The sequence below is a fragment of the Streptosporangium sp. CA-135522 genome (genome assembly GCF_050949235.1).
Lineage (GTDB): Bacteria > Actinomycetota > Actinomycetes > Streptosporangiales > Streptosporangiaceae > Streptosporangium.
The window spans coordinates 1,521,236-1,537,744 of record NZ_CP192026.1 but is presented as its reverse complement, the minus strand read 5'-3'; the positions used below and the strand labels follow the sequence as shown (position 1 = coordinate 1,537,744).

Genomic DNA, 16,509 nt, shown 5'->3' with positions numbered 1-16,509 from the left:
CAAGGCGCTCTCCCCGGGGTCTCGTGCCCCTTCGGAGCGATGCCTTCGAGGCAGTGGAAGACTGGACGGCATGCGCATTGTGTCCCTCGCCGGTGGAATCGGCGGCGCCCGTTTCCTGCGCGGCCTGCTCGCCGCCGCCCCCGACTCAGAGATCACCGTCATCGGCAACACCGGTGACGACATCACCCTCTACGGCTTACAGGTCTGCCCCGACCTGGACACCGTGATGTACACCTTGGGCGGCGGGATCAACGAGGAGCAAGGCTGGGGCCGGCAGGACGAGACGCACGCCGTCAAGGAGGAGCTGGCCGCCTACGGCGTCGAGCCGCAGTGGTTCGGTCTGGGCGACCGCGACTTCGCCACCCACATCGTGCGCACCCAGATGCTCAAGGCCGGCTACCCCCTGTCGGCGGTCACCGAGGCGCTGTGCGCGCGCTGGCAGCCGGGCGTGCGGCTGATCCCGATGAGCGACGACCGGACCGAGACCCACGTGGTCATCTCCGACGAGCAGGGGCGCCGGGCCGTCCACTTCCAGGAGTGGTGGGTGCGGTTGCGCGCCTCCGTCCCGGCCGAGCAGATCATCCTGGTCGGCGCGGACCAGGCTCGTCCCGCCCCCGGCGTCCTGGAGGCCATCGCCGAGGCCGACGTGGTGATCCTGCCGCCGTCCAACCCGGTGGTCAGCATCGGCACGATCCTGCAGATCAAGGGCGTTCGCGAGGCCCTGGAGCCCAAGACGGTCGTCGGCGTCTCCCCCATCGTCGGCGGCGCCCCGGTCCGCGGCATGGCCGACGCCTGTCTCACCGCGATCGGCGTGGACACCACCGCCCAGGCGGTCCTGGAGCTGTACGGCTCGCCGCTGGTGAACGGCTGGCTGGTCGCCGAGGAGGACGCCGGAGTCCGGCTCGACGGCGTCCGCGTCGAGGCGCGCCCCCTGATCATGCATGACGTCGAGTCGGCGGCCGCCATCGCCCAGGCGTCCCTCGACCTGGCCGCGGAGCTCGCCGCCCACCGTGGCGCCTCCGGCGCGCCGCAGGGCGGAGACGTGCGGTGAGCAGGATCCGACGCGCCCGGGACGACCGGGCCGAAGCGAGGTTGGAGATCTTCCCGATCCTCGGCATCCCCGAGGTGCAGGAGGGTGACGACGTCGGCGAGCTGATCGCCGCCGCCGCGCCCGGCCTGCGCGACGGCGACATCCTCGTGGTCACCTCGAAGATCTCCAGCAAGGCCGAGGGCCGGGTCCGCCGGGACATCGGCCGCGGCGAGGCCATCGCCGCCGAGACCACACGGGTCGTCGCCCGCCGGGGTGAGACGGTGATCGCGCAGACCGCGCACGGGTTCGTCATGGCCGCCGCCGGGGTGGACGCCTCCAACACCGAGCCCGGCAGCGTCGTGCTGCTGCCCGTCGACCCCGACGCCTCCGCCGTGGCCGTCCGGACGAGCATCCGGCGGCGGCTCGGCGTGTCGGTCGGCGTGGTCGTCTCCGACACCTTCGGCCGCCCCTGGCGCAACGGCCAGACCGACCTCGCCATCGGGGTGGCCGGAGTGACCCCCGCGCTCGACTACCGGGGCATGTCCGACGACCACGGCAACGCCCTGGAGGTCACCCTGACCGCGATCGCCGACGAGTTCGCCGCGGCCGGGGACCTGGTCAAGGGCAAGCTCGCGCAGACCCCGGTGGCGGTGATCCGGGGCCTGGCGGAATACACCACCGAGGAGGACGGCCCCGGGGTCCGTGAGCTGGTCCGCCAGTCCGAGGACGACATGTTCCGCTACGGCTCGCGCGACGTGGTCTTCGCCCGCCGTACCATCCGCGAGTTCTCCGACACGCCGGTGGACGGGGCCAAGGTCCGCCGGGCGGTGGACGCCGCGATCGCCGCGCCCGCCCCGCACCACACGACTCCCTGGCGCTTCGTCCTGCTGGAGTCGGCCGGGATCCGGGAGAAGCTGCTCGACGCCATGCGTGAGGCGTGGATCGCCGACCTGCGCGGTGACGGCTTCTCCGAGGAGTCGATCGCCAAGCGGGTCCGGCGCGGAGACGTACTGCGCGCGGCGCCGTACCTCGCGGTGCCCTGCCTGGTCATGGACGGCTCGCACACCTATCGCGACGCGCGGCGCAACGCGGCCGAGCGGGAGATGTTCGTGGTCGCCACGGGCGCCGGGGTACAGAACTTCCTGGTCCAGCTCGCGATGGAGGGCCTGGGCTCGGCCTGGGTGTCCTCCACCATGTTCTGCCGCGACGTGGTCCGCGAGGTGCTCGACCTGCCCTCGAACTGGGACCCCATGGGCACCGTGGCGATCGGCCATCCGGCCGCTCCGCCGCGCGACCGCGCGCCGAGGCGGGCCGCCGACTTCATCGCCGTCCGCTAGCGTCACGCCGGCCCCTGGTGCGGAGGACGAATACGGTGGGCACGTGTCCCTGATCGGTCCCACCGGCGCCGGCCCCTGATCCGGAGGGCGGATGCCCGGCGTCCCTACGCGTGGTCTTCCGCGGGAGACGCCGCGAACAGGACATGCTCGACATGCTGCGTGTCCGCGTACTCGCGCACCGAGATGATCTCTCCCCCTCGTACGGTGAAGACGCCGAGGCAGCGGTTGTCGTATGCCCCGCCGCTCCTGGTCGTGGCCTGCGACCTCCACTCGGCCACGACCTGCTCTCCCTCGCCGATGACGTTGGTCAGCTCGATGAGCACCGGCGTGCCCGGCCGCAGCAGGGCGCCGGTGCCGCCGAGGAAGTCGTCGACGATGGCGTCGCGGCCCCGCCACGTCCGCGACAGCGGCACGTCCCCGGGGTAATCCCAGGTCGCGTCCTCGGCGAAGCTGGCGCGGATCGTGGCCAGGTCTCCGTCCCGTACGGCCTCGACGTAGCGGACGACAACGGCCTTGGGGTCGATGACGGTCATATCAGTCTCCTTGGTGAAGTGATGTCAGGAAATGGTGAGGACGGCGTTGCCGCGGATGCGGCGCTCGCGCAATTCGGTGAGAACGTGGGCGGTTTCGGCCCAGTCGGCGACGAGGCCGAGCTCGGGATGCAGGCGTCCGGTGGCGACCAGGCGGACCAGCGTGGCGAGGTCCTCGCCGTAGGGGGTGTCGGAGTCGGCGTAGTGGAAGTGTCGCAGCGTCGCCGACTCCGGCCCCTTGAAGAAATCGAAGAAGTCCAGGGTGACGGGCCTGCGGCCGGCCTGCCCGAACCAGATCAGCGCGCCTCGACGGGCCAGCCGGGCCAGCGCGAGCGGCAGGTTCTCGCCTCCGGTCGACTCCAGGACGAGATCGTAGGTCCCGTCGGCGTCGGCGAGGTCGTGGATGACGGCGGCCGCGCCCAGCTCCGTCAGCCTGCCGCCGCGCTCGGCCGAAGAGGTGACGGCGGTGATCTCGGCCCAGCCCGCCGCGGGCGGGTGGCCGACGACCCGCCGGCACGCGGCCGGACCCGATCCGTCCGCCGCGGCCTGCACGACCAGGCCGGCGATGTCCTTGCCGGGTCGCCAGCCGGACCGCGGCGCCTCCAGCTGAAACGTCTCGCCGCGATTGACCGAGAACGCCTCGACCTTCACCAGCGCCTCGTCCGCCCGCGGCTCGGGGTGGTCGTCCTCGCCGATGGCCACCGTGGCTTCGGTCCCGCCGGTCGGCAGCAGCGCTTTCATGGGTCTCCTCGATCCGTCAGGCGGCCGGTCATCCCGATTCGGCCGGCCGGGTAACAGAACACCCGAGCCTCCGTTCGAGGGTCCAACAGCTGTCCGGCCGGTTTGACAACTGACGGTTGTCGGCAAAGGTGAGAGCCGTGGATCTGGACCTCGCTCAGACGCGCGCCTTCGTCGTGACCGCAGAGGAGCTGCACTTCGGGCGGGCCGCCGAGCGGCTGTTCCTCACCCAGCAGGCGTTGTCCAAGAGGATCGCCCGTCTGGAGGACACACTCGGTGTCCGCCTGTTCCTCCGGGGGAGACACTCGGTCGACCTCACCGAGGCCGGGCATCGCTTCCTGGAGCCCGCCAGAAAGGCCCTCACGGCCGCCGACCTCGCCGTGACGGCGGCCCGTCACGAGGAACGGCCGTTGCGGATCGACGTGTGGGGTCACCTCTACTCCCCGTTGCGCACGGTGCGCAACGTCATCGATCTCCTGCCGAAGCTCGGGGTCGAACTCGGCTTCAGCCGCGACCTGCCCGCCGCGATCAACTCGCTGTCACGGGCGGAGATCGACGTCGGCTTCGGCCGTGTACACCCGACCGGGGACCCGCGGGAGGACGCGCTCACCCACCGGCTGTCCCGGCTCGAACCACTCGACGCCGTCCTCAGCACGGATCATCCGCTCGCCGGCGCGGCCGAGCTGCGTCCGGCGGACCTGCGCGACAGCGTCCTGTGGGGGCCCGCGCTCGACCGGCTCGACTTTCTCAAGCGTTTCGCGGAACACTTCGCGATCCCGACGGAGTCCGGAGGGGTCAACCTGGGGCTCGACCACTTCCTCGACCATGTCCGAACCGACCCGCGGCGCTTCTCCCTCCTGCCCGCCGACAGCTCCTTACCCGATGGCGCGGGTGTACGGGCGATCCCGTTGACCGGCCCGACCCCGCTCTACGCCTGGTCGCTGATGTGGCGCACCCAGGATCAGCACCCGCTTCTCGGCGTCCTTCTGCGAGAGTTCGCCGAGACCGCCTCCCGGCGCCGATGGCTCGACTACAGTCCCGAGCGGGACTGGCTGTCCGACGCCGACCATGCCGAGTTCCTCTCCCGCAGGAGCCGGTGAGGTCTCCCGTGGCGATCGGCCACCCGGTCCGGCGGGCCGGACCCGGCTAGCGGATCGCGATCACGATCACCGCCAGCAGGGCGGCTGTCCACAGGCCGACCACGATCATGCCGCGGACCGCCGCCCACGCCGCCGACTTCGCCCCCGGGACCTTCGCCGCCGCCTCGGCGACCGCCTGGATCGCCTTGCCCCATCCCGCCCAGGTGTCCACCGTCCGCTGGAACCGTCGCCCGACGACGAACAGGACGATCGCGATCATGATGACGAGCAGGACCGGGCCGTTCGAGTTGTCCAAGGATGCACTCCTCGCCAGGAAAAGCAGGATCTCGTGACCGGGGCGTGTGAACGGCTACGAGAGCCGGGCGATGGCGAACACGATCGTCGCGATCACGATGAGCATCATGATTCGACCGTCTGGGCTGTCCATCGGCGCACTCCTACCTAATGGGAAGCAGGATTTCGTCACTAAGAGTAGGCCAATGACTACAGAATGGCTAGGAAACGTCTTCTTTGATCTCCCCGAGGTAAGCCGCCCACGCCGGTGGGCGCCGCCCGGCCGGGCCGTCGCCGGCCCGGCACGCGACCCTGTACGCGGCTCAGCCCGTACGCGGCCCTGTACGCGGCCCTGCCCACACGCGGCTCAGCCCGTACGCGGCTCGGCCCGTACACGACCCCTGTATGCGGCTCAGGCCGTACGCGGCGTCCCTGAGGCGGTCACGGCGCCTTGGCGCAGGTCGGATGGCACAGGCGGCGGGCCAGGGCGGACAGGAAGACCTCGATGATCTCCTTGGGCTCCTGGGCGACGTGCAGGGAGCCGTTGGTGACGCTCGCCACCTGGCCGAGGACGGCGCGGTCGAGGTCGTCGCCGAAGGCGAGCACGACGATCTGGACGGGACGCTCCGGCTTCCACTCCTTGCGCAGCGCGTCCACCAGTTCGCCGCTCGATCGGCCCTTGCCGTCGTCCTTGCCCGCGGTGATGACCAGCAGGGTGTTGTTCATCCGCTCGTCGTAGGAGTCGGTCACCTCGCGGAAGCCGGCCAGGATCGAGTCGTAGAGGGAGCTGGGCAGCTTCGGGTCGGCGCGCAGGGTCCGGGTCAACTCCTCCAGACGGCTGCGCCGGATGACCTGGCCGCGGTCGGGCTCCAGGATCGGGCCGAGCCTTACGTGCTCGCGGTGGTCCCCGCCCTTGGCCGCGGCGAACTCCCACATGCCCATGCGGGTGGAGTTGGGGAAGAGCTGCAGGCCCAGCCTGGCCGCTTCGAGCGCCACGGTGAGCTTGGTCCTGCCCTTCTCCCCCTTGATCGGCTGGGCCATGTGCCTGCCCGTGTCGGCCAGGACCAGGATGTTGGTCGGCGGCGCCAGCCTGCTCCACGCCTCCAGCGCCTCGTCGATCATCGCCGGCAGGATGGTCGGGCGGGTGCGGGGCGCCTCGGTGGGGATCTCCGGTCCGGGCGAGTACGGTCCCCGGGTGCCGTCGGCCGAGCGGAAGCCCGCCCGCCGTACGGCGTCCTGGATCTCCGGGGAGCGCAGCCAGGCGGCGAAGGCCCGCGACCCGGCCGCCTTGACCCGGTCGGCGGAGGTGACCACGTAGGGGTAGTCCAGGTTGATGGTGCCCTCGCGGGGATGCAGCGCGACCACGGGGTCGTCGGACGGCAGGCGGTTGTGCGTCCACACCGACTGCTCGGGGACGATCACCACCGGGCGCCGCCAGAAGGAGCGGTCGTCGACCGCGGCGAGCATGCTCCGGTAGTCGGGCGCCGACCCCGCCTGGGCCCAGCGGACGAACGCGGTGAGCGAGCGGTCGGCGTCCGCGCCGGTGCCGACGACGTCCCTGGCCGCCGCCACCGTGGCGATCCCGGCCCCGGCGAGCGAGGGGTCCGGCACCCGCACCACGTCGGGCTCGTCGTCGGTGGGCTGGATCCGGCCCCGGGTGGTCGGCGGGAAGACCATTCGCCAGTTCATGTCGGTCTTGCCGACCGCGAAGCGCTGGGCGAGGGACCTGCGGGTGGCGAAGACCAGGGGGGAGGTCGCCATCACGGTCTCGGTGCCCGCCAGGTCGCCGGCCCCCTGCTTGCGCGCGAGTCGGATCCAGGCCGAGGAGTCGGTGATCCAGCCGTCGGGGCGCTCGCCGAGCACCCCGGCGGTGTCGCCGATCAGGGTGCGCAGCACGGTGGCGGGCGGCTGTTCTGTGACCTGTACCAGAACGCACCGGCCCTCGGCGCCCGTCCCGCTCCGGTTGAACCGCTCCGCGGCGTCCATGACGGTCGGCGCGATGTCCACCGCGGCGGCGACGCCGACCAGCACCGGGTCCCGGCTCGAACAGCGGCCCTCTCCCGGACCGAGCACCAGCACGAGGCTTCCCACCAGGGCGACCGCGATCGCGACCGCCGCCAGCGACAGACTCAGACGCACCTGCCGCCGGCGCGTCTCGGCGCCGGCGGCCACGCGGTGTCGACCGGAAGAGGGCACGCGGGGACCTCTCGCTTCAGGGAAATGACGATTGTCCCAATGAACCCCGCACGTCGCGCAAGTCAATAGAGAACTTGTTATAGACGGCCCAGCGGTACGAAGTTACGCACACTTTGACAAACTCCATCGCTCGCCGCCGCCGCGGCCAGCCGGTCCTCGCTCGGCACGCCGTAGGAGGTGGTCCGCTGCCGCAGCGGCCGGCCGGTCGGGGCGACCATGGCCGCGATGTCGCTGATCGTCTTGAAGGAGCCGTTCTCCGAACCCGCCATCCGGCTGATCGTCTCCTCCATCAGGGTGCCGCCGAGGTCGTTGACCCCGCCCTGGAGCACCTGACGGCACAGGCCGTCCTGGAGCTTCACCCAGGAGCACTGGATGTTGGAGATCGCGCCGTGCAGCAGGATCCGGGCCAGCGCGTGCACGGCCCGGTTCTCCCGCGCGGTCGGGCCGGGCCGGGCGATCCCGGCCAGGTAGATGGGCGAGCTGTGGTGGACGAACGGCAGCAGCACGAACTCGGAGAACCCGCCGGTCTCCTCCTGGATGCGGCGGATCAGCCGGATGTGCTGGACCCAGTGGGCGTGGGTGTCGACGTGGCCGTACATCATCGTGGACGTCGTCGGGATGCCGACCCGGTGCGCGGTGGAGACGACCTCGACCCACTCCTTGGTGGGCAGCTTGCCCTTGGTCAGCACCCAGCGCACGTCATCGTCGAGGATCTCGGCCGCGGTGCCGGGAAGCGAGTCGACGCCCGCCTCCCTGGCCGCGATCAGCCAGTCCTCGATGGACAGGTTCGTACGGCTGGCGCCGTTGATGACCTCCATCGGAGAGAAGGCGTGGACGTGCATCTCCGGCACCCGCGCCTTGACCGCTCTGGCGATGTCGAAGTAGGCGCTGCCGGGCATGTCCGGATGGATCCCGCCCTGCATGCACACCTCGGTCGCCCCGGCCTGCCATCCCTCCCAGGCCCGGTCGGCGACCTGCTCCAGGCTCAGGGTGTAGGCGTCGGCGTCGGTGCGGCGCTGCGCGAAGGCGCAGAAGCGGCAGCCGGTGTAGCAGACGTTCGTGAAGTTGATGTTGCGGTTCACCACGTAGGTCACGTCGTCGCCGACCGCCTCCCTGCGGAGGTCGTCGGCGATCCGGCACAGCTCCTCCAGCGCCGCGTCGTCCGCTCCCACGCCGTCGGGGTCACCGGCGACGTCGAGGAGGGCGAGCGCCTGCGCGTCGGTCAGCCCGGCCGGGTCGTCGGCCGCCTGCCGCAGGGCCTCCCGGACCTCTCCGAGCCGTACGGCGGGCGCGGAGATCGCGGCGGGCGCCGCGGGGAGGCGCTCTTTGAGCGCGTCCCAGTCGCCGTAGACGTGGTCGAAGTCGTCACGGCGGTCGCCGGTGCGGCCCTCGGTGTCGACGGTCGTGTGCAGGTCGGTGCGTCCCGTGGAGACGAAGCCGCCGTCCGGCTCCTGCCAGGGACGGCCGGTGAGGACCGCGTCCTCGCGGGCGAGCCCGGTCTCCGGGTCGGCCAGGGCCGCCACGTGCGCGTTGAGCCGGGGGTCGAGCCAGGGCTCCCCGGCCAGCACGAACTCGGGGTAGATCGTCAGCCGCTCCCGCAGTGTGAACCCGGCGGCGGCCGTGCGGGCGGCCAGGTCGTCGATCTGGGGCCAGGGACGTTCGGGATTGACGTGGTCGGGCGTCAGCGGGGAGACGCCGCCCCAGTCGTCGATGCCCGCTCTGATCATCAGCTCGTACTCGGAGTCGACCAGGTTCGGCGGCGCCTGCACCCTCATCTTGGGTCCCAGCACCAGCCGGGTCACCGCGATCGTGGCGGCCAGCTCCTGCAGGTCGGCGTCCGGCATGCCGCGCATGGCGGTGTCCGGCTTGGCGCGGAAGTTCTGGACGATGATCTCCTGGAGCCCGCCGTACTCGCGCGCCACCTTGCGCAGCGCGAACAGCGACTCGGCCCGGTCCTCGATCGTCTCGCCGATGCCGATGAGGATGCCGCTGGTGAACGGCACGTTCGTCCGTCCCGCGTCCTCCAGCACGCGCAGCCGTACCGCGGGGTCCTTGTCCGGCGAGCCGTAGTGCGGCTGCCCCTTCTCCTCGAACAGCCGCCGCGAGGTCGTCTCCAGCATCATGCCCATCGACGGCGCGACCGGCTTGAGCCGCTGCAGGTCCTGCCAGGTCATGACCCCGGGGTTCAGGTGCGGCAGCAGCCCGGTCTCCTCCAGCACCCGGACGGACATCGCGCGGACGTAGGACAGGGTGTCGTCGTAGCCGTGCGCGTGCAGCCACTCGCGGGCCTGGGGCCAGCGGTCCTCCGGCCGGTCGCCCAGGGTGAACAGCGCTTCCTTGCATCCCATGGCCGCGCCCTGCCTGGCGATCTCCAGCACCTCGTCGGGGCCGAGGTACATGCTCTCCAGTTTGTGCGGGGCGGTGGCGAACGTGCAGTACCCACATCGGTCGCGACAGAGCCGGGTCAGCGGGATGAAGACCTTGCGGCTGTAGGTGACGACCCCTGGTCGTCCGACGGCCTCCAGGCCCGCGTCCCTGACCCGTCCCGCGTGTTCGAGCAAGGTGTCGAGATGGGCGTCTCTGGCGTGCAGCAGAACGGTGGCCTCGGTCAGGTCGAGAGCTTTTCCGTCGCGAGCGCGGGCCAGGGCCCTGCGCATCGCGGTATCGGTGGGGTTCACGCTCATGAGCGCACATTACGGCGCGCACCCAAGGTAACCGGAGGCGGGTACCTATTTACCGACACCCACTCTTCAGCATTGCTAATGAGTCAGGCCAAGCAAGTCTCGATAGACATAAATGCTTGCGGTTACATACAATAAAAGCGTCAACCGGACATCACCCACCGTCCAGGAGCCGAAAATGATCTGGTTTCTTCTCGTCCTCGCCGCGCTGGCCGTCCTCGCCCCGCTGGTCGGAGCGGACACGCGCGACAGCCGCGACTGGCGGGCCGTCGAGCCCTTCCCCGAGCCCCTTCTGATCAGAACGAGCGGTAGTCTCGTGCGGGCATCCGCGGTCCCCGAGCGGGCGGTCGCGCACCGCTCAGTCCCAGCAGCCGGCTGACCCGGTGCCGGTGTCCCCGGTAGGGCGCCAGCAGCCGCAACATCCCCGCGTCGTCGGCTCGCCGCCCGGTCAGCGACCAGCCGACCAGCGAGGGCAGGTGATAGTCGCCCACCGAGATCGCATCCGCGTCACCGTGCGACCGCTGCCGCACCTCGGCGGAGGTCCACACCCCGACCCCGGGCAGCGCCCGCAACAGCCGGTCCGCCTCGGCGCTGCCCCCTGCGGCCTCCAGCTTCGAAGCGTGCCGCGCGGCGTTCACGATGGTCCGCGCCCGTACGGCCTCCGCCCCCGCCCGGTGCCAGTCCCACGACGGGATCGACCGCCACGTCTCAGGCTCGAGAAAGACCCGCATTCCCTCGGGCGCCGGGCCCGGCGCGGGCTCGCCGTACCGGGTGAGCAGCCACCGCCACGCCCGCCAGGCCTCGCTGGAGACGACCTTCTGTTCGAGCACCGCGGGCACCAGGGCCTCCAGCACCCGGAAGGTCCGCCCGATTCGCAGCCCCTCGTGACGCCTGGCCGCATCGCGGACCACGGCGTGCTCGGGAACGAACCCCGAGACGTCGTCGTCGACGCCGAGCATCGCGGGAAGCGTCTCCAGCAGCCATCCGGCCCCCGGCCCCCAGGCGGCGGCGTCGACCTGCCCGCGCCGGGCGATCACCCGTAGCGTTCCGGGACCGTCCGGTGTCCGCGAGGTCCGCCAGATCATCCCGTCGGGTGTCCTGCGCCACGTGGGATCGCCGCCCCCGTGCCGATGCGGGCCGAGGGTCAGCTCAAGGTCGAGCGGCCGCTCCGGACGCCACTGCCGCTCCCTCATCGCACCCCACCCGCGCCCTCGCGGGACATCCGTCGCGCCTTCACCGCATCTGCCCGGAGCGCAGGAGGATCAGACGTCGCTGGAGAAGCGGACGGCGCACTCGGGAAGCACGACGCCGGGCCAGATGCGGCTGCCCGCCACGAGCTCGTTGCCGGGACCCACGATCGCGCCGTCGCCGATGACGGCCTCGTGCAGGATCGCTCCAGAGGCGACGCGGGCGCCGATACCGATGACCGAATCGGTCACGACCGCCCCCGAGTGGATCACGCAGTCGTCGCCGAGCACGCTGCCGGAGACCTGGGCGCCCGACTCCACGATCGCGCGGGCGCCGACCGCCGAACCGCCGTCGACCTTGGCCTCGGCCGAGATCTTGGCGCCGGCCAGCGCGAGGAAGTCACCGGTGGGACCGGGCAGGGCCGGCGAGGCGAGCCGGCCGAGGACCAGGTCGCGCGAGCCCTTGATGAAGGCCGCGGGCGTGCCCACGTCGAGCCAGTAGGAGGCGTCGGCGTAGCCCAGCACCAGTGCGCCGGACTCGATCAGGCCGGGGAAGGTCTCACGTTCGACCGAGACGACCTCGCCGGCCGGGATCGAGTCGATCACCGAGCGGGTGAAGACGTAGCAGCCGGCGTTGATCCGGTTGGTGACCGGATTCGGGGTCTTCTCCAGGAAGGCGGTCACCCGCCCCTCGTCGTCGGTCGGCACGCAGCCGAAGCGCGTGGGGTCGTCCACCTCGGTCAGGTGCAGGGTGAGCGCGGCCTGCCGCTCGATGTGCCGGGCGACCTGGTCGCCGATGTCGTGGCCGGACAGGATGTCGCCGTTGAGCACCAGCACCGGCGCGTCGGGGCCGCAGGTCAGCGCCTCGGCGGCGTTACGGATGGCGCCGCCGGTGCCGAGCGGGGTCTCCTCGGTCATGTATTCGAGCGAGAGCCCGAACGCCGAGCCGTCCCCGAACGCCTCGGAGAACATCTCCGCCCGGTAGGAGGTGGCGAACACGATGCGCCGCACGCCGAACGAACGGGCCCTCGCCAGCTGGTGGGCGAGGAAGGGAACCCCAGCGGTGGGCAGCAACGGCTTGGGGGTGCCGAGCGTCAGCGGACGCAGGCGTGTCCCCTGTCCTCCGACAAGGAGAATCGCCTCAAGTTCCGGCAAAGGGGTCTCCGTCATTCCGCGAGGTTAGCTCACTATTCGACAGCACGTTGATACGAGACCATGTGGGCCTCGGCAGAAGCGTCCCAGGTGAACTCCCTGGATCGGGCCAGCCCCGCCGCGGACAGGGCCGCGCGGCGCTCCTGCGAGGACAGCAGCTCCCGCAGCGCGTCGGCGATGCTGGCGTCGTCGGGCTCGGTGTAAGCGACGGCGTCGCCGCCCACCTCGGGCAGCGAGGTGCGGTGCGTGGTGAGCACCGGCGCCCCGCAGGCCATGGCCTCCAGCACGGGAAGCCCGAAGCCCTCGCCGCGCGAGGGGAAGGCCGCCACGAGCGCGCCGCCGAGGAACCCGGCCAGATCGGTGAAGGCCAGATAACCGGGACGCAGCACCTTCACGGTGGAGGGCGCCTCCCCGACCGCGGCGTCCACGTCGGCGTCGCGCAGGCCGCCGGCCAGCACCAGTGCGGGAGGGTCGGGGAGATCCCGCACGGCCCGCACGAAGCCGCGGACGAGATTGGGGACGTTCTTGCGCGGCTCCAGCGGGCCGAGGAAGGCCACGTAGGGGGTGCCGTGCAGGCCGAGCCGGTCGGCGGCGTGCCTGACCTCCTGCTCGGAGGGCCGGTGGAACAGCGCCGGGTCCGCACCGTGATAGGCGACGTCGATGCGGGTGGGGTCGGCGGCGAGCACCCGGATCAGCTCGTCCCTGGTCGCCTTGGAGGGCACGATCACCCTGGAGGCGTGCCGGACGGCCGTGCGGGTGGCCGAGCGGAAGAAGGAGGCCTTGACCGCGCCGGGCTGCGAGGGCTCGGTGAACCAGGTGACGTCGTGCACGGTCACCACGGTCGGCAGGCCGGAGCGCAGCGGCATGGAGTAATAAGGGGCGTGGATCACCTGGACGCCGGCCTGCTGGGCGAGGACCGGCAGCCCGGTCTGCTCCCAGGCGAGCCGGGCGGCCCGATTGGTGATCCCGGGCGGTCCGGACAGGATCCGGGCGGAGGGCGCGAGCATGGCGTAGCGTTCGGCGTCGGCCCGCTGACAGACGACCGCGAGGTCGGTGCCGGCCCTGTCCAGCGCGGCGACGAGTCCGTCGACATATCTGATCAACGCGCCGCGATCGGCCGGAACCGCGGCCGCGTCGACGAGCACTCGGGGCGTCAAGAAGGATCGCTCCCCTCAAGATCCACTCGGGACTGCCGTCCCCCTCTTCCGTTCACTCTATTGCCAGAGACTTCGAAATCGCGGGGTAAATCACACGGCTTTTCCGGGGTCGGGATCACGCTGGGGATCGACGGCGCGTCGCGCGGACAGGCCCGCGGCGCCGGCGCAGACGAGGTCGCCGATGATGATCACGATTCTGGAGCAGAGCGCCACGGCGATCGCCGATCCGCGGTCCAGTACGGGCGCCAGCACCGCCACCATGGCGGCCTCGCGCACCCCGGCTCCGGCCGGGACGACGAAGGTCATGATCCCCAGGCACCACGACAGCGCGAAGACCCCGATGGAGAACAGGACCATCGAGGCGCCCGAGGGCCCGAACTCGTGGATGATCGCCGCCAGGTGCAGGCCGTAGGCGGTCCAGCCGAGCAGCGCCCAGCCCAGCGCGGTGAGGACGCCCCCGCGGGTGAGCGGGCGCTCCAGCGGCTCGCGCCTCAGCTTCCGCAGGCCGAACCCGAGGACCGCGTTGATCACCTTCGGCTCGAACGCCACCGCGAGCACCGGGATCAGCAGGAACGCCCAGGCGTACCGCGCGGCCGACCCCGGCAGGGCGGCCAGCAGGGTCACCCCGGAGATCACCAGTCCGCTGCCGAGCTGCACCGGCAGCGTCAGGAAGAAGGCCGCCGCGCTGCGCGAGCGGGGCACCCCCAGCTCGCGGCCCATCTCCATCTGGGCGAGCACCGGCCACAGCGAACCCGGGATGTACTTGCCGAGCTGGCCGACGAAGAAGACACGCGCGGCCGGGCGGAACGGCAGCGGGGAGCCGAGGTCGGCCAGCAGCGCCCGCCACGTCATCATCCCGCCGCCCAGCGCGGCGACCACGGCGACCAGCGACAGCGCGAGCGCCCGCCAGGACAGCCGGGCGAACCCGGCGAGGATCTCCTCCCACTGGCGCGCCACCACCCACGCGCCGAACCCCAGTGCCACGAGCAGGAAGGCGACGCGGACCAGCCGTTTCACAGGGGCCGGACCGGCTCGGGCGGCTGGGGCAGGGACGCCCCGGCCGGGCGGCGGGCGCTCTTGGTGGCCAACCACAGGTAGGTCGGCACCACCGGCAGCAGCCCCCGCAGGACGGATCGGGGCAGCCGGGCCAGCACGCCCCCGGCCAGACGGCCCGCCACGCCGGGGAACAGCTCGGAGCCGGCGAACGCGGCCGGGGTGGCGAGCACCGGGAAGGTGTAGTCCCACACCCGCAGGCCCCGCACCATCCTGCGCAGGCCGCGACGGGTCCGGTAGCGCTCGTAGTAGCTGTCGGCCCGGCCGGACAGCCGGACGTAGCGGTCGGCCAGCGCGGGCGGCAGGTAGGACAGGAACGGCAGCTTGTAGTGCGGCTCCATCACCCCGAGCCGGTTGCCCAGCCCCAGATAGAGCACGCCGTCGTCGGCGAGCACCCGGCGCATCTCCGCCATGATCGCGTCGGGGTCCACCACGTGCTCGTAGATGTGGTTGAAGACCAGCACGTCGATGGAGCCGTCGGGGAAGGGCAGCGCGGTGCCGTCGGCGCACACGAACTCGACCCGTTCACCGAACCGCTCGGCCGCCTTGCGCAGGCCGGGCACGTCGATGTCCACGCCGAAGGTCCGGCTCGCGCCCGCGGCGGCGAGCTCGTCGGCGATGAACCCCGCCGAGCAGCCGATGTCGGCGACCGTCAGGCCGTCGAGGACGTCCTTGTCCCGGCCGAGGAAGTGAGCGAGCACCGCGACGATCTTCGCGGCCTTTCGGCGGCGCTTCTCCTCGTCCAGCATCGCCGCCTGGAACTCGGAGTACGCCAGTTGCGCCACCCGTTCGGTGCCCATCGGTCGCTCACCACTCCTCATCCGCCGCGCGGGCCGTCCGCCGCGCGGACCGCCCGTCCCTCGCGATCCGCCGTGCCGCGGGCGCGCGTGGGAACGCAGCGCGCACCGCGCCGGGACCGCGCGCACCGCGCCGGGACCGTTCGACGCCCGTCGGCCGCCCGCCGCCCAAGAGTACCGGCGAGCCGGAACCCTACCGCCGGGTAACGTCCACGTCGTACCCTTGGCGAATGCTCAGCCGACTGCGGTCAAGCCGCCTGCTCCGGGTGCTGCTCGCCCTGGTCGCACTGGGTTTCCTCGGGTACGGCCTGGTCCGCAACGCCGACGGCACCCTGGAGGCGATCTCCCGGCTGTCCTGGTGGTCGCTCATCGGCTCCTACCTGTCGGTCATGGCCGGGATCGGGCTCATGGTGCTGGCCTGGCGGGCGGTGCTGGCCGGCCTGGGATCGCCGCTCCCGCTCGGGATCACCTCGAAGATCTTCTTCATCGGCCAGCTCGGCAAATACGTGCCGGGCAGCGTCTGGGCCTACGCCGCGATGATGGAGTTGGGCCGCGACCAGGGCGTCCCACCCCGTCGTACGTTCAGCTCCACCTCGCTCTCCCTTCTCATCTCGCTCGGCTGCGCCCTCCTCGTGGCGGCGGCGACCCTGCGCGAGACCATGAGCCAGGCGTGGTACCTGCTGGTGCCGATCCCCGTCATCGCCGTCTGCCTGCATCCCAGGGTGCTGACCTTCGGGCTCAACCTGGCCCTGCGCGTCGCCCGCAAGGAGCCGCTGGAGCGTGTGCTCACCGGCCGGGCCGTACTCACCGCCGTCCTCCTCACGCTCGCCGGCTGGCTGGTGTACGGCATGCACCTGCTACTGCCGATCACCGACCTGGGGGCCTCCGGCGCCGCGCTCTACCCGGTGGCGACCGGCGCCTACACACTCGCCTGGGCCACGGGCATCCTCACCGTGGTCGTCCCCGCCGGGATCGGCGTCCGGGAGGGCGCGATGGTGCTCGCGCTGGCGCCGGTGCTGGACTCCCCCAAGGCGCTGGTCGCCGCGGTGGTGTCCCGGCTGGCCTTCACCCTGGCCGACCTGACCTGGGCCGGGATCGGCTTTCTGTGGGGCCGGGCCCCCGGCGCGTCGCGCGGCCGCGCGACGGCGCCGGCCGGGACGGAACCTGCCCAGGAGAACCCCGTCTGAGAGGCGGCCCAGGGGAATCCGGCCTGACAACCGGCCCAGGAGGATCCCCGTCTGACGGCCGGCCCAGGAGGATCCCGGGCTGACGACCGGT

Annotated in this window: 14 protein-coding genes; 4 read left to right on the top strand and 10 right to left on the bottom strand. The window is 71.7% G+C overall.

Annotated elements, in window-relative coordinates:
• Positions 1-70: 70 nt before the first annotated feature.
• Entirely contained in the window at positions 71-1,051 is a 981-nt protein-coding gene (cofD, locus tag ACQPYK_RS07550) for a 2-phospho-L-lactate transferase (protein WP_433252296.1), read from the top strand.
• A gap of 5 nt (positions 1,052-1,056) precedes the next feature.
• Positions 1,057-2,367: a coenzyme F420-0:L-glutamate ligase gene (locus ACQPYK_RS07545; RefSeq protein WP_433258725.1), complete on the top strand. Its 1,311-nt coding sequence runs from the start codon at positions 1,057-1,059 to the stop codon at positions 2,365-2,367.
• Positions 2,368-2,471: 104 nt separating this feature from the next.
• Here the strand turns inward: ACQPYK_RS07545 and ACQPYK_RS07540 are convergent, their stop codons facing one another.
• Together ACQPYK_RS07540 and ACQPYK_RS07535 are read right to left on the bottom strand one after the other, a co-directional pair.
• Positions 2,472-2,900, bottom strand: coding sequence for a nuclear transport factor 2 family protein (locus ACQPYK_RS07540; RefSeq protein WP_433252293.1), 429 nt, complete (start codon positions 2,898-2,900; stop codon positions 2,472-2,474).
• A gap of 24 nt (positions 2,901-2,924) precedes the next feature.
• Positions 2,925-3,638 carry a zinc-binding dehydrogenase gene (locus ACQPYK_RS07535; RefSeq protein ID WP_433252290.1) on the bottom strand — a complete coding sequence of 238 codons (714 nt, stop codon included), beginning with the start codon at positions 3,636-3,638 and terminating at the stop codon, positions 2,925-2,927.
• Positions 3,639-3,775: 137 nt separating this feature from the next.
• On the opposite strand from ACQPYK_RS07535, the gene ACQPYK_RS07530 reads away from it, so the two are divergent.
• Positions 3,776-4,735: a LysR family transcriptional regulator gene (locus ACQPYK_RS07530; RefSeq protein ID WP_433252287.1), complete on the top strand. Its 960-nt coding sequence runs from the start codon at positions 3,776-3,778 to the stop codon at positions 4,733-4,735.
• A 46-nt stretch (positions 4,736-4,781) separates the two neighbouring features.
• Here ACQPYK_RS07530 and ACQPYK_RS07525 read toward each other — a convergent pair whose 3' ends face one another.
• From ACQPYK_RS07525 to ACQPYK_RS07490, 8 genes are all read right to left on the bottom strand, one after another.
• The gene (locus tag ACQPYK_RS07525; protein ID WP_433252284.1) at positions 4,782-5,030 is read right to left on the bottom strand and encodes a hypothetical protein; all 249 of its coding nucleotides are present in this window, start codon (positions 5,028-5,030) and stop codon (positions 4,782-4,784) included.
• 419 nt (positions 5,031-5,449) lie between these two features.
• Complete coding sequence (locus tag ACQPYK_RS07520; RefSeq protein WP_433252281.1) at positions 5,450-7,204, bottom strand: substrate-binding and VWA domain-containing protein; 1,755 nt, start codon at positions 7,202-7,204, stop codon at positions 5,450-5,452.
• Between the two features lie 77 nt (positions 7,205-7,281).
• Positions 7,282-9,861: a bifunctional FO biosynthesis protein CofGH gene (locus tag ACQPYK_RS07515; RefSeq protein ID WP_433258723.1), complete on the bottom strand. Its 2,580-nt coding sequence runs from the start codon at positions 9,859-9,861 to the stop codon at positions 7,282-7,284.
• Between the two features lie 320 nt (positions 9,862-10,181).
• Positions 10,182-11,078, bottom strand: coding sequence for a DNA-3-methyladenine glycosylase family protein (locus ACQPYK_RS07510; protein WP_433252278.1), 897 nt, complete (start codon positions 11,076-11,078; stop codon positions 10,182-10,184).
• Positions 11,079-11,147: 69 nt separating this feature from the next.
• Positions 11,148-12,242: a sugar phosphate nucleotidyltransferase gene (locus tag ACQPYK_RS07505; RefSeq protein WP_433252275.1), complete on the bottom strand. Its 1,095-nt coding sequence runs from the start codon at positions 12,240-12,242 to the stop codon at positions 11,148-11,150.
• Positions 12,243-12,259: 17 nt separating this feature from the next.
• A complete protein-coding gene (locus tag ACQPYK_RS07500) occupies positions 12,260-13,381 on the bottom strand; it encodes a glycosyltransferase family 4 protein (protein WP_433252272.1) in 1,122 nt (373 codons plus the stop codon).
• Between the two features lie 90 nt (positions 13,382-13,471).
• Positions 13,472-14,398 (bottom strand): lysylphosphatidylglycerol synthase domain-containing protein, encoded by a 927-nt coding sequence (locus ACQPYK_RS07495; protein ID WP_433252269.1) that lies wholly within the window; start codon positions 14,396-14,398, stop codon positions 13,472-13,474.
• Positions 14,395-15,234 carry a class I SAM-dependent methyltransferase gene (locus tag ACQPYK_RS07490; RefSeq protein ID WP_433252266.1) on the bottom strand — a complete coding sequence of 280 codons (840 nt, stop codon included), beginning with the start codon at positions 15,232-15,234 and terminating at the stop codon, positions 14,395-14,397. The genes ACQPYK_RS07495 and ACQPYK_RS07490 overlap by 4 nt, the downstream gene beginning before the upstream one ends.
• A 227-nt stretch (positions 15,235-15,461) precedes the next feature.
• Here ACQPYK_RS07490 and ACQPYK_RS07485 point away from each other — a divergent pair, with 227 nt between their 5' ends.
• On the top strand, positions 15,462-16,418 hold the full coding sequence (locus ACQPYK_RS07485) for a lysylphosphatidylglycerol synthase domain-containing protein (protein WP_433252263.1): 957 nt from the start codon (positions 15,462-15,464) through the stop codon (positions 16,416-16,418).
• Positions 16,419-16,509: the final 91 nt, after the last annotated feature.

Coding starts and splice junctions, on each gene's coding strand:
- ACQPYK_RS07490 (WP_433252266.1), bottom strand. CDS start 15,234: ATGGGCACCGAACGGGTGGCGCAACTGGCGTACTCCGAGTTCCAGGCG.
- cofD (WP_433252296.1), top strand. CDS start 71: ATGCGCATTGTGTCCCTCGCCGGTGGAATCGGCGGCGCCCGTTTCCTG.
- ACQPYK_RS07505 (WP_433252275.1), bottom strand. CDS start 12,242: ATGACGGAGACCCCTTTGCCGGAACTTGAGGCGATTCTCCTTGTCGGA.
- ACQPYK_RS07540 (WP_433252293.1), bottom strand. CDS start 2,900: ATGACCGTCATCGACCCCAAGGCCGTTGTCGTCCGCTACGTCGAGGCC.
- ACQPYK_RS07535 (WP_433252290.1), bottom strand. CDS start 3,638: ATGAAAGCGCTGCTGCCGACCGGCGGGACCGAAGCCACGGTGGCCATC.
- ACQPYK_RS07515 (WP_433258723.1), bottom strand. CDS start 9,861: ATGCGCAGGGCCCTGGCCCGCGCTCGCGACGGAAAAGCTCTCGACCTG.
- ACQPYK_RS07510 (WP_433252278.1), bottom strand. CDS start 11,078: ATGAGGGAGCGGCAGTGGCGTCCGGAGCGGCCGCTCGACCTTGAGCTG.
- ACQPYK_RS07485 (WP_433252263.1), top strand. CDS start 15,462: ATGCTCAGCCGACTGCGGTCAAGCCGCCTGCTCCGGGTGCTGCTCGCC.